Annotated in this window: 11 protein-coding genes; 7 read left to right on the forward strand and 4 right to left on the reverse strand. The window is 32.4% G+C overall.

All coding sequences use genetic code 11. The annotated features are described in order from the left end of the window. Window positions 1-6: 6 nt before the first annotated feature. The 4 genes from gldI to J3S90_RS07500 are packed head-to-tail and all read right to left on the reverse strand — an operon-like array spanning window position 7 to window position 3,429. Window positions 7-660: a gliding motility-associated peptidyl-prolyl isomerase GldI gene (gene gldI, locus J3S90_RS07485; protein ID WP_210645677.1), complete on the reverse strand. Its 654-nt coding sequence runs from the start codon at window positions 658-660 to the stop codon at window positions 7-9. A 4-nt stretch (window positions 661-664) separates the two neighbouring features. Continuing rightward, window positions 665-1,669 carry a DHH family phosphoesterase gene (locus J3S90_RS07490; protein WP_210645678.1) on the reverse strand — a complete coding sequence of 335 codons (1,005 nt, stop codon included), beginning with the start codon at window positions 1,667-1,669 and terminating at the stop codon, window positions 665-667. Window positions 1,670-1,729: 60 nt separating this feature from the next. After that, the gene (locus tag J3S90_RS07495) at window positions 1,730-2,986 is read right to left on the reverse strand and encodes a voltage-gated chloride channel family protein (RefSeq protein WP_210645679.1); all 1,257 of its coding nucleotides are present in this window, start codon (window positions 2,984-2,986) and stop codon (window positions 1,730-1,732) included. A 53-nt stretch (window positions 2,987-3,039) separates the two neighbouring features. Beyond that, window positions 3,040-3,429, reverse strand: a complete 390-nt coding sequence (locus tag J3S90_RS07500) for a RidA family protein (RefSeq protein WP_210645680.1) — start codon at window positions 3,427-3,429, stop codon at window positions 3,040-3,042. 281 nt (window positions 3,430-3,710) lie between these two features. On the opposite strand from J3S90_RS07500, the gene J3S90_RS07505 reads away from it, so the two are divergent. From J3S90_RS07505 to yidC, 7 genes are all read left to right on the forward strand, one after another. Further along, the gene (locus J3S90_RS07505; protein WP_188050198.1) at window positions 3,711-4,379 is read left to right on the forward strand and encodes a hypothetical protein; all 669 of its coding nucleotides are present in this window, start codon (window positions 3,711-3,713) and stop codon (window positions 4,377-4,379) included. 280 nt (window positions 4,380-4,659) lie between these two features. Next, a complete protein-coding gene (gene guaA, locus J3S90_RS07510) occupies window positions 4,660-6,189 on the forward strand; it encodes a glutamine-hydrolyzing GMP synthase (protein WP_210645681.1) in 1,530 nt (509 codons plus the stop codon). A gap of 130 nt (window positions 6,190-6,319) precedes the next feature. Next, the gene (locus J3S90_RS07515) at window positions 6,320-8,257 is read left to right on the forward strand and encodes a LysM peptidoglycan-binding domain-containing protein (RefSeq protein ID WP_210645682.1); all 1,938 of its coding nucleotides are present in this window, start codon (window positions 6,320-6,322) and stop codon (window positions 8,255-8,257) included. Further along, complete coding sequence (locus J3S90_RS07520) at window positions 8,257-8,658, forward strand: OsmC family protein (RefSeq protein WP_210645683.1); 402 nt, start codon at window positions 8,257-8,259, stop codon at window positions 8,656-8,658. The genes J3S90_RS07515 and J3S90_RS07520 overlap by 1 nt, the downstream gene beginning before the upstream one ends. 71 nt (window positions 8,659-8,729) lie before the next feature. Then, complete coding sequence (locus J3S90_RS07525; protein ID WP_188050202.1) at window positions 8,730-8,966, forward strand: DUF3820 family protein; 237 nt, start codon at window positions 8,730-8,732, stop codon at window positions 8,964-8,966. Between the two features lie 179 nt (window positions 8,967-9,145). After that, a complete protein-coding gene (locus tag J3S90_RS07530; RefSeq protein WP_210645684.1) occupies window positions 9,146-10,759 on the forward strand; it encodes a CTP synthase in 1,614 nt (537 codons plus the stop codon). Between the two features lie 54 nt (window positions 10,760-10,813). Further along, a complete protein-coding gene (yidC, locus tag J3S90_RS07535; protein ID WP_210645685.1) occupies window positions 10,814-12,721 on the forward strand; it encodes a membrane protein insertase YidC in 1,908 nt (635 codons plus the stop codon). Window positions 12,722-12,807 lie beyond the last annotated feature (86 nt).

Raw genomic sequence — 12,807 nt, forward strand, 5'->3', positions numbered from 1 at the left:
ATTTTATTAGTTTAAAGTGTCTTTTGGTTTGTTTGTTATTGGAGTTGCCTCTTGAACTTGCGGCGTTACTGCAGGTGTTTTTAATTTTATTTGATTTTGTTTTTTGTAGGCTACCTCAGATTTAAAATCACGTAGTGTAACAGTACAAATTATAGGTTGATTAACACCTATTTTTTTATCATCACCGTGGTAACCGTAAGCCATATTTGATGGAAAAAGAAAATTTACTTCTTCATTTTTACGCATTAATTTGATACCATCTCTCAAACCCATCATGATATTTTGTTTGTCAACATAATAAATTTGTGGTCTTAGTTCTAGTTCTGAATAGATGATATTTCCTTGTAAATCTTTGATTTCATAATCAAAAAAGGCTACATCTCCTTTTTTAGGCGTAAGAGAATCTAATTTATTTTGTGCTACATAAGTATACCAATATCCTTTTTTAGAAGCTAAATATTTTACAGATGGATTGCTTTTTATTAAATCTTTAATTTGAGTTTCTTCAGTAGCAACTAGTTTTTTATTTCGCACTATTGATTTTTTCATAAAGCTACCCGAAGCTTGCGAAATAGGTCTTCTGGCTTCTTGATGTTGTTTACAGCTAGAAACGAATGCGAGTACTAAAAGAGTAAAGGTAATTATTTTAATGTTTTTCATTAGTTTATAAGCTTGTTTTCATGACTAAATCTTCAAATTTCTGTATTGTCTCTTGCATTGTTAATTCTGATTTTCCTCCAGCGGCATTGCGGTGTCCACCACCTTGAAAATGATCTCTAGCAAACTGATTTACATCGAATTCCCCTTGTGAACGGAAAGAGATCTTAATTATTTTCTCTTCTTTATTTTCAATGAAAATTGCTGCGAAATGAATTCCTTTAATGCTTAATCCATAATTTACTATTCCTTCTGTATCTCCTTTTACATAATTGAAAAAATTTAATTCTTCTTGAGTCAGAGTCGTATATGCTGTTTTGTGTTCTGTTATGACTTTCATGTTTTGAAGCGCTCTACCTAATAATTGCAAGCGTTCAAAACCGCTATTGTCAAAAAGTAGCGTTGGAATTTCTGTATTCTCTACCCCCAAATCAATTAATTCAGCTACAATTCTATGAGTGTTTCCGGTTGTTTTTGGAAAACGGAAAGAACCTGAATCAGTTAAAATTCCAGTGTAAATACATGTTCCGATCGTTTTGTCAATGTCTTCTTTTTTTCCAAGAAAGGAAATGAAGTTATATATCATTTCACAAGTAGAACCAAATGATGTATCAGAATACGTAACAGCAGCGTAATCATCCGGTTTTTGGTGATGATCAATCATAATAAATGGAGCTGTAAGTTTTTCTAAAACGTATTCCATTTCACCTGTACGGTGCAAAGCATTAAAATCTAAAGTGAAAATAAGTTCTGCTTCTTCGAGTATTTTTGTGCAGTTTTCTTTGTCTTTTTCAAATATTTTAACGGTTTCTGATCCAGGCATCCAAGCCAAAAAGTCTGGAAATTCATTGGGAGAAACCACAACCGGTTGATGATTGTTTTTTATTAAAAAATGATATAGTGCTAAGGTTGAACCCATCGCATCCCCATCAGGACCTCGGTGTGGGATTATGGCAATCTTTTTTGGAGTTGATAATAACAACTGAATCGCTTGAATGTCTTGTATTTTCATAGAGTGCGAAATTACATTTTTTTACGCTAATCTTGAAATCATTAACACGATTTTCACCTATTATAAAAGGTCTGTTTCTTTTCTTTTAAATTTTTGATATAAATGGTATTTAGGTCCTTTTACAATTTGGGTTTTATAGATGCCTACTGATCCTGAAAAAAAGTAAGCAATTAGGCATGCCAAACCAATAAATAAGCCACTTTCAAGTCCAAATAGTTCCAATCCCATTACGGTACAAGCAATTGGTGTGTGTGTGGCTCCAGAAAATACTGCTACGAATCCCATTCCTGCTAATAGCGCTATTGGTAGCGGTACAATAAGAGATAAAGCACTCCCTAAAGTTGCACCTACAAAAAACAAAGGGGTTACTTCACCACCTTTAAAACCTGCGCCTAGAGTAAAACCAGTAAATAATATTTTCATCAAAAAGTCATAGGGAGCATTAGGAGTGGAGAATGCCTCTACGATCACAGGAACTCCTAAACCTGTATATTTTGAAGTTCCAATAAAAAATAAAGCTGTTGCCAAAATGATTCCACCCACAAAAGGGCGAAATGGTGGATAGGCGATAGTTTTAGAAAATAAATCCCCCCATAAATGCGTACTTCTAGAAAACAACATCGCTGCTAAACCAAATAAGATACTCACAAGAAAGATCCAGAATAAAGTAGTTAAACTCATTTCTGGAACAAATGGAATCGAGTAAATCGTATGTTTTACGTGCCAGATTTCAACGGTGTAGTAGCCAACATAAGCGGTTAAAAAAGAAAGAGGCACACTTTTTAAATTCATTTTGCTAAAGATAACCACTTCTAAAGCAAATAATGCTCCTGCTAAAGGCGTTCCAAAAATAGAGGCAAATCCAGCGCTTATTCCTAAAATTAAAATTGTTTTTCTGTCACTTTTGTCAAGTTTAAAAAGACCTGTAAATTGATCGGCAATGGCTCCTCCCATTTGTACGGCTGTTCCTTCACGACCTGCAGAACCTCCAAAAAGATGAGTGATTAAAGTGCCAAAAAGCACTAAAGGAGCCATTTTTAATGGAATTGTTTTTTGTGGATTTTCGTATTCCTCTATTAATAAATTATTACCTTTTACAACTGACTGTCCCCAGTAATAATAACTTAATCCTATGAGTAAACCGCCTAAAGGTAAGAACCAAATTATCCAATTATTCTCTTCTCTGTAATGAGTAGTCCATTCTAAAGCTATTAAAAAAAATGCGGAAGCTGATCCAGAAAGAATACCTATTATAGTGCAAATGATGATCCATTTGAGAGCAGTAAATAAAGTGTTTTTGCTTTTTTCTAAAATCATTTGGTCAATGGAAATGTGTTTTTTGCAAAAGTATTATAATCTCAATCGAATTACTATTTTTCATTAGCAATTGCAGTAAATTCTATTTCTACTAAATATTCAGGTGCTACAAGTTGCTTGATGCCATAAAAACCAGTAGTTGGTTTTATGTTTTTAAAAAACTTAGCGTGAGCGCTTGCTATTTCTTCAAATAAGGAAACATCAGTAGTAAATATTCTTGTGCGAATAACATCTTCCATACTTACGTGAAGTTCTTCTAGTACTTTTTCTACTCTTTCTAAAATATTTAGTGTTTGTGCGTGTGCATCGTTTGATTTTACATTTACACCATCAATTATAGCTACTGTTCCTGATACTTCAACAGTATTTCCTATTCGTACTGCGCGACAATAACCCATTTTTTCTTCCCAAGGAGAGCCTGTAAGTATGTTTTGTCTTTTCATTTTGCTTGATTTTTAGAGGATTTTAGATTTTATGGATTTAAATTTCGTTTTTGGTATATTTTTTGCAATTTAGAGAAAAATCATAAATAAAGAATATAGATTTATAATTTAAAAATTTGATTTTTGTTTTGCATCAAATAGTTATTTCTGCTAGAAATTGCAATAAAAACGAGTCTTTTGAGTTATAAATGAAAGTTAAAATACAATATGATTTGTGATTAAATGGTAAATGTTTTTTATTTTTAAAAATATACAAGCACAGTTAAATTAATTTGAAAGTTATGAAAAGGATTTTATTCTTATTTATTATAATTACAATGTCTTTAAGTGGATACGCTCAGAGTGAATTCAACTCTAAGTTTAAAGCGATTCCACCTAAAAATAATGCTCCAAAAATTAAAAAAGAAACACCACCTAAGTTAGATATTCCTCCTATTACAAAACCAAACGTGTTTAAAAATCCTGAAATTTTTAATCCTAACCCAAAACCAACGGGTACTATAGCTCCTGCGAATAATTTTTCAATGATTCCAAAGAATGAGTTTATTAATCCTGGAGATGTTTATAGAGATAAATGGAACAAAAAAGAGGATAATACTGAGGGTATTGTGTATAGAAAAAATCAAAATTTAGGAAGTTACCCAACAGGTTCAACTACTGCAAAGGTTATGTATCGTGATGCTGCATATGTAGATGGAGATCAGATCCGAGTATATCTTAATGATAAAGTGATACAGTATCAGGTAAACTTGGATAGTGAATTTAAAGGTTTTGAAATTGTATTAGAAAAAGGATTTAATAAAATTGATTTTGAAGCGTTAAACCAAGGAAGTTCTGGGCCCAATACAGCAGAATTTAAAGTCTATGATGATAAAGGCGGATTGATTTCTGCTAGTCAATGGAATCTTGGAACTGGCTTTAAAGCAACTATAATATTAGTAAAAGAGTAATTTTTAAAATTATAAGAGTTAAAAAAAAGACTTCTGAGTTTGATTCAGAGGTCTTTTTTATATATTCATGTTGATAACTAATTTGAGGAGTTTTTATAAATTTTGATTTTGTAAAAAGAACTATTTATTTTTTTTGAAATCATTTCTTTAGTATAAAGTTTTTTGATGTTAGCGTATTTATGATAGAGTCAAAAACCTTATAAATTAAACTTTGATAAAATAAATTGAATATTTTCAAAATTCAATTTTTCAATTCAAAATATTAAAAGTATTTTTGCGCATGCAACACAACGTACTTATTTTAGATTTCGGATCGCAATATACACAGCTTATTGCGCGTAGAGTTCGCGAATTAAATATATTCTGCGAAATTTTCCCATACAATAATTTTCCAACTGATTTATCATCTTATAAAGCGGTAATTCTTGGAGGTAGCCCTTTTTCTGTGCGAGCAGAAGATGCGCCTCATCCGGATTTATCTCAAATTAGAGGAAAACTACCTTTGCTTGCCGTTTGTTACGGAGCGCAATATTTAGCTCATTTTAGTGGTGGCGAAGTTGCGGCTTCAAACACAAGAGAATATGGTAGGGCTAATTTATCTTTTATAAAACAGGATGAAGTTTTCTTTGAAGGAGTTTCAGAGAACAGTCAGGTTTGGATGAGTCATAGCGACAGTATAAAAGCTTTGCCTACAAATGGCGTAAAACTAGCAAGTACTCACGATGTAGAATTTGCAGCTTACAAAATTGAAGGCGAAACTACTTATGCAATTCAATACCATCCAGAAGTTTTTCACTCTACGGATGGCTCAAAAATGTTAGAGAATTTCTTAGTTAAAATTGCTGAAGTTCCTCAAAATTTTACGCCAAATGCTTTTGTTGAAGACATGGTGGCTGAACTTAAAGAGAAATTGCAAGATGATAAAGTAGTTCTTGGGCTTTCGGGAGGCGTAGATTCTACCGTAGCGGCAGTTTTATTGCATCAAGCTATTGGAAAAAATTTATATTGTATTTTTGTTAATAATGGATTACTCCGTAAGAATGAATTCCAAAGTGTATTAGATCAATACAAAGGAATGGGCTTAAATGTAAAAGGAGTAGATGCAGGCGATCGTTTCTTATCTGAGTTAGCAGGAGTTAGTGATCCAGAAACCAAACGTAAAATAATTGGACGTGTTTTTATTGAAGTTTTTGATGATGAATCTCAACTGATTAAAGATGTAAAATGGTTAGCACAAGGAACCATATATCCTGATGTTATTGAGTCCGTTTCTGTTAAAGGGCCATCGGCAACGATAAAATCACACCATAATGTAGGGGGTTTACCTGATTACATGAAATTGAAAATTGTGGAACCTTTACGTATGCTTTTTAAAGATGAAGTACGTAGAGTAGGAGCGTCACTAGGAATTGATCCTGAATTATTAGGAAGGCATCCTTTTCCTGGACCTGGATTATCCATTAGGATTCTAGGAGATATTACACCGGAGAAAGTACAAATTTTACAAGATGTAGATGCTGTATTTATCGATGGATTAAAATCTTGGGGATTATACGATAAAGTATGGCAAGCTGGCGCAATTCTTCTTCCTGTAAATAGTGTAGGAGTAATGGGTGATGAGCGTACCTACGAAAAAGTAGTAGCCTTACGTGCTGTAGAATCTACAGATGGTATGACAGCTGACTGGGTTCATTTACCTTATGATTTCTTGATGAAAGTATCAAATGATATTATCAATAAAGTAAGAGGTGTCAATAGAGTAGTGTATGACATAAGCTCTAAACCACCAGCAACTATTGAGTGGGAATAATTTAGATTTTTATCTTCTGTAGAACATCATTCTCAGAATGTTCTTTGTATAAACGGTATCAAATTTTTGGAATAAAATTTGATACCGTTATTTTTGTTACTGATTTGAATAATTTTTATAAATAAATAAGATGAAACATTTTTTTGCAATTTGTATGACTACTTTGTTGTTTAATTGCGGAGCTTTTGCTCAAAAGACGATAACACATAAAGTTGAAAAAGGAGAAACAATTAGTCAGATTGCTGAGAAATACAATGTAACTCCTAACGATATTTACCAACTGAATCCGGATGCGCAAGCAGGTTTAAAACCTAAAAGTGTTTTGTTGATTCCGTCGATATCTGTAAAACTGCCTTTTGCTATTCCAGCTAAGACTACTCCGGAAGGGGTGTCGCATCAAGTAGTAGCGAAGGAGACTTTGTATGGTATTGAAAAAAAATATGGTATCTCTGACGAGTTACTGAAACAAGCTAATCCATTTCTTGAAAAAGAGGGTTTGCAAATTGGTCAAACTTTGATAATCCCATCAAAAAAGAATATAAAAAGCACTGCTGAAGCCCCAGAAAAAGCAATATATCATCTTGTTTTACCAAAAGAAACAAAGTATTCTATTGCTAAACAATACGGAATCACAATAGAAGAATTAGAGCGAAAAAATCCTGAGGTTGTTTCTAATTTGCCTGAAGGTTTTAAATTGTTAGTGAAAGGCAAAGCACCTAAACAAGAGGTTGCTCCTGTAATTGCAGAATCTAAAAAGGAGATTGTAGTAGCCGCTCCAGTACAAGTAGTTGATAAGAAAACATTTCAAGAATATATTGTAAAGCCTAAAGAGACATTGTATGGACTTTCTAAGATGTTTGGCATGAACCAAGAAGAACTTATCAAAATTAATCCTACTTTATTAGAAGGTGTGATCGAGGGTATGATTTTGAAAATTCCTAGTTCAGTAGTGGTTACTCAGGAAGTTAAAAAAGACTACGTTGCTTTGTCTAAAAACGCAACAACTGCTAGAAAAAAGCTAGCGCTACTATTACCTTTTAATATAGCTAAAATTGAAGGTGATACGCTAAATTCGACTGCAAAACGTTTAAAAAAGGATAAGTTTCTTAATATGACTTTAGATTTTTATGCGGGAGCACTAATGGCTATAGATTCCGCTAAAGTTTTAGGACTTCCTATTGATATTGCTATTTATGATTCTCAAGAAACCAAAAATAGTTCGTTGGTTAGTGCAATTGTAAAGAATAATAATTTGCAAAATTCAGATGTTGTTATTGGACCATTTTATCAAAGTAATGTGGAGAAAACAGCCGAATTATTAATGCAAAACCAAGTTCCTGTAATTTCGCCTTTATCAAAAGATCAAGTAGTGTCTTTTGCAAATGTGTATCAATCAGTTCCCTCTCCAGATGCTGTGAAAAATGCTATGTTTGATTATATGCGTTCTAAAAATGGGAATATGATTGCTGTGGTCGATAAAAAGAAACTTTCTATTATTCAGTTTATCAAGGAGAATCATAAAGATGTTAAGTTCTCGACTTTGACTGAGAATGGTGCGGTTTCTGCAGAAAATTTAAAAAGTTTATTTGTGCTCGATAAGATAAACTATGTTGTAATGGAAACGGGAAACACAGGAATGATAAAATCAACAATAGCAGCAATGTTAAGCGCTATGACAACTTATAAGGTTCAGCTGGTTATATTAGAGCCTAATGAAACTTTAGATACAGATGAAGTAAGTATTGCAAACCTTGCAAAACTAAAGTTGACTTATCCTTCTGTCAATCGTGAAAATGAATCTCCAGAAGCACTGATTTTTGAAAAAGAATTTAAGAAGAAAAATAAAATTGACCCAAATGTTTTTGCAACTCGAGGATTTGATATCACTTTTGATACTATGATGCGTTTGGCACAAGATAAAAAATATCAAGAAACTATTGATAATACTGCCACAGAGCAAGTAGATAATAAATTTGAATTTTATAAAAAAGAAGGTGGCGGTTATGCAAATAAAGGAATTTATATTTTGTACTACGATACTGATTTAACTATTAAAGAGGCAAACTAATGACATCAAAAGTAACTTACTTAGGAGATTTAAGGACATCTTCAATTCATTTACAATCGGGAACTGAAATTCTTTCAGACGCACCGGTAGATAATAATGGTAAAGGAGAAGCTTTTTCTCCAACGGATACAGTTGCAAATGCTTTGGCAACTTGTATGATGACCATAATGGGAATCAAATCAAGAGATTTAGAAGTGGATTTGAAAGGTTCGACTGCAGAAGTTGTAAAGATTATGAATGCAGAACCAAGACGTATTGGTTCTATTGAAATTATTTTTCAGATGCAAGGAACCAATGATCAAAAAAGCAAAACGATTCTTGAAAGAGCAGCAATGACTTGTCCTGTATTTTTAAGTTTACATCCAGAGGTTGAAAAGCGAATTACTTTTAACTGGAAATAATAATCAATTATATAAAAAAGAAGTAAGTGTAAAGGAAATCTTTAATCTTACTTCTTTTTTCTTTTTATAAAATGGATCAAAACCAACAACAACTTATAAAATTAGCTCATACAAAAATGCCTTTCGGAAAATACGAAGGTTGGTTTCTTATAGATATTCCGGAGTATTACATCGTTTGGTATAGCAATAAAGGTTTTCCAAAAGGAGAATTAGGAGAACAATTGAAATTAATATATGAATTGAAACTTAATGGCTTAGAGGAATTAATCAGAAACATTAAGAAAAAGTATCCAAAACCAAATTCATAAACTGATTTTTGAAATTTAGGATACAATATAAAATGAAGTAGCTTTTTTTTATGTTCCTAGTATAAAATTTCTAATTAAATTATCTCTTTATTTTCTCATTATCTATTTGGCAATTTCTCTAATTTAATTCGTACTTTTGCCACGTTTTTTTACACAACTACAACACAAACAACAACAGAATGAATCAGACGAAATATATTTTTGTTACAGGCGGTGTGACTTCTTCTTTAGGGAAAGGGATCATTGCAGCCTCTTTGGCAAAATTGTTACAAGCAAGAGGTTACCGTACAACTATTCAAAAGTTTGACCCTTATATTAATGTAGATCCAGGAACATTAAATCCTTATGAACATGGGGAATGTTACGTTACTGACGATGGTGCAGAAACCGATTTAGATTTAGGACATTATGAGCGTTTCTTGAATGTTCCTACTTCACAAGCCAATAATGTTACCACTGGTAGAATATATCTTTCGGTTATTGAAAAAGAAAGAAGAGGAGAGTTTCTTGGTAAAACGGTACAAGTAGTACCTCATATTACCAATGAAATAAAAGATAGAATGCAGTTGCTTGGTAATTCAGGTGACTTTGATATTGTAATTACTGAAATTGGTGGAACGGTTGGTGATATAGAATCTTTGCCTTACATCGAGTCTGTTAGACAATTGGTTTGGGATTTAGGCGAAAATAATGCTATTGTAATTCATTTGACTTTAGTTCCTTATTTAGCTGCTGCTGGTGAGTTAAAAACAAAGCCAACACAGCATTCTGTAAAAACGTTGATGGAAAGCGGAATTAAAGCGGACATTTTAGTTTGTAGAACAGAACATGAATTGTCAGAAGAATTACGAAATAAATTAGCTTTGTTTTGTAATGTAAAAAGGGAAGCCGTTATTCAATCTATAGATGCAGCTACTATTTATGAAGTCCCTAATCTTATGTTAGAAGAAGGACTTGATATTGTGGCGTTAAAGAAATTAGATTTGCCTAAAAAAGCAGCTCCAGATTTAAAAAATTGGAACATCTTTTTAAAGCGATTGAAAAATCCAAAACACACAGTAAATATTGGATTGATTGGTAAATATGTAGAAATGCAAGATTGTTACAAATCTATTTTAGAAGCGTTTATTCATGCTGGTGCTGCTAATGAAACTAAAGTTAATGTAATATCAATACATTCTGAGCATATTGATGCTACTAATTTGAGCGAAAAATTTGCTAATTTAGATGGAATACTTGTTGCTCCAGGTTTTGGAGAAAGAGGAATTGAAGGTAAAATAGAAGCAGTTCGTTACGCTCGTGAAAATAAAATTCCTTTCTTTGGTATTTGTTTGGGTATGCAAATGGCAATTATTGAATATTCTAGAAATGTTTTAGGTATGGCTGATGCTAATTCTACAGAAATGAATGAGCAAACGGCACACCCTGTTGTAAACTTAATGGAAGAGCAGAAAACAATTACAGACAAAGGCGGAACGATGCGTTTAGGAGCATGGAAATGTGACATAAAACAAGATTCATTAGCCTATAAAATATACGGGAAAGACACTATTTCGGAACGTCACCGTCATCGTTATGAATACAACAGCAATTATGTGGCACAATTGCAAAACGCAGGATTAATTGCTTCTGGAGTTAACCCAGATACAGGATTGGTTGAAATTGTCGAAATAAAAGAGCATCCGTTTTTTATTGGGGTACAATACCATCCAGAATATAAAAGTACGGTAGCGAATCCGCATCCTATTTTTGTGAATTTTGTGGCAGCAGCAGTTCAATCAAAGAAAAAATAACTAGAAGCGATTTCGTTTCAGTACACTTTAAATTTAAAAATTTTTTTAATTACAATGGAACAAAAAAAATTTGACCGCAATTCGATTATAGGTTTTGTATTAATTTTTGCTATTTTGATTTTTATCATGTATCAAAATCAACCAGACCCGAAAGTGGTAGCTGCTGAAAAAGCACAAAAAGAACTGGTTATTAAGGCAGCTAAAGCCAAAGAGTTAGAAGCTAAAGTTATTGCTAATGCTACTATTGCAGTTGCAACAACTGGCGATTCTACCCAATTAGCTCAATTGCAAAAAAACCTTGGAAATTTTGCTTATTCAGCGACACTTCCTTCTGCAAAAGCAGGTGTTACTACTATTGAAAATGAAGTAATAAAGTTGGTTATTGCAAACAAAGGAGGTTACATTGTAGAAGCAACTTTAAAAAAATTCGAGAAATTTAAAAAAGGTTCAGGTCAATTAGTTGAATTAATCAAGAACAACAATGCTAATTTAAACATTCAGTTGTTGACTAGTGATAACCGTACTTTGAATTCTAAAGATTTATATTTTGAGCCTACTTTAGAAAAAATAGGAGCAGATCAAGTATTGTCTATGAAGTTGAAAGCTGGTCCTAGCGAATTTTTAGAATACAAATATATTCTAAAGCCTAACGACTATATGATTGATTTCGATATTCGTTCACAAGGATTAAATAAGGTTTTGAATACTTCAAAGCCATTAGATTTAGAGTGGGATTTAAAGGCTTACCGTAATGAAAAAAGTATTTCTTACGAGAATCGTTACAACGAGATCTATTCTGAACACAAAGATGGAAAAATTTCTTATGCAGGTATAGGACAAACGGAAGAACAAGATCTTGAAAAGCCAACTTTTATCGCTTTCAAACAGCATTTTTTCTCTACTATTCTTTTGTCAAAAGCACCATTAGAAACAGCTAAAGTTAAGTCTGTTAATTTAGTGAAAGACGATAAAATAGATACTGTCTTTACAAAGCAATTTAAAGCTAATATTCCTTTAGCCTTTACAAGTGGAGAATTAGATCACAAAATGAGTTGGTATTTTGGTCCAACGGATTATAAAACTCTTAAACATTACAATAAAAATTTGGAGAAAATTATCTCATTAGGTTGGGGAATTTTCGGATGGATTAATAAATTTATATTTATTCCGTTATTTGGTTTTTTAAGTGATTATATCTCTTATGGTATTGCAATTATTGTTTTTACTATTCTTATTAAAATAGCGATGTCGCCTATTACTTTTAAATCTTTCTTATCGCAAGCTAAGATGAAAGTATTGCGACCTGAAATTGCAGAATTGGGAGAGAAATTCAAAAAAGACCCAATGAAGAAACAACAAGAAACAATGAAGTTGTACAATAAAGCAGGAGTAAATCCTATGGCGGGTTGTATTCCAGCATTGATTCAGCTTCCTTTTATGTATGCATCGTTTCAGTTTTTTCCATCAGCATTTGAGTTAAGACAAAAAAGTTTCCTATGGGCAGACGATTTATCTTCTTTTGATGAAGTGATCAAATTGCCTTTTAATATTCCTATGTACGGAAGCCATATTAGTTTGTTTCCAATATTAGCAGCAATAGCGATTTTCTTTTACATGAAAATGACTTCTGGAGATCAACAAATGGCAGCGCCACAGCAAGAAGGGATGCCAGATATGGCTAAGATGATGAAAATCATGATCTATGTTTCGCCATTAATGATGTTAATTTTCTTTAATAGTTATGGAGCCGGATTGAGTTTGTATAACTTTATTTCGAATTTGATTACTATTGGTATTATGATTGTCATCAAAAGATACTTTATCGATAGCGACAAGATTCACCTTCAAATACAAGAAAACAAATTAAAAGAGCCTAAAAAACAAGGTAAGTTCCAGAAAAAACTGCAAGAAGTTATGGAACAAGCTGAAGCTCAAAAAGCATTAGACAAAAAGAAGAAATAATTAGTCTTTTAAATTATTAGAAAGTCAATTGAATAAAATCAGTTTTATTCAGTTGACTTTTTTTTATGGCTTGCTGTCTCTAGTAG

Source organism: Flavobacterium flabelliforme (assembly GCF_017948675.1).
Lineage (GTDB): Bacteria > Bacteroidota > Bacteroidia > Flavobacteriales > Flavobacteriaceae > Flavobacterium > Flavobacterium pygoscelis.

Bases quoted from the DNA above. Each gene is read 5' to 3' on its own strand.
- J3S90_RS07495 (WP_210645679.1), bottom strand. From the start codon at position 2,986: ATGATTTTAGAAAAAAGCAAAAACACTTTATTTACTGCTCTCAAATGG.
- J3S90_RS07505 (WP_188050198.1), top strand. From the start codon at position 3,711: ATGAAAAGGATTTTATTCTTATTTATTATAATTACAATGTCTTTAAGT.
- guaA (WP_210645681.1), top strand. From the start codon at position 4,660: ATGCAACACAACGTACTTATTTTAGATTTCGGATCGCAATATACACAG.
- J3S90_RS07500 (WP_210645680.1), bottom strand. From the start codon at position 3,429: ATGAAAAGACAAAACATACTTACAGGCTCTCCTTGGGAAGAAAAAATG.
- yidC (WP_210645685.1), top strand. From the start codon at position 10,814: ATGGAACAAAAAAAATTTGACCGCAATTCGATTATAGGTTTTGTATTA.
- J3S90_RS07520 (WP_210645683.1), top strand. From the start codon at position 8,257: ATGACATCAAAAGTAACTTACTTAGGAGATTTAAGGACATCTTCAATT.
- J3S90_RS07515 (WP_210645682.1), top strand. From the start codon at position 6,320: ATGAAACATTTTTTTGCAATTTGTATGACTACTTTGTTGTTTAATTGC.
- J3S90_RS07525 (WP_188050202.1), top strand. From the start codon at position 8,730: ATGGATCAAAACCAACAACAACTTATAAAATTAGCTCATACAAAAATG.
- J3S90_RS07490 (WP_210645678.1), bottom strand. From the start codon at position 1,669: ATGAAAATACAAGACATTCAAGCGATTCAGTTGTTATTATCAACTCCA.
- J3S90_RS07530 (WP_210645684.1), top strand. From the start codon at position 9,146: ATGAATCAGACGAAATATATTTTTGTTACAGGCGGTGTGACTTCTTCT.
- gldI (WP_210645677.1), bottom strand. From the start codon at position 660: ATGAAAAACATTAAAATAATTACCTTTACTCTTTTAGTACTCGCATTC.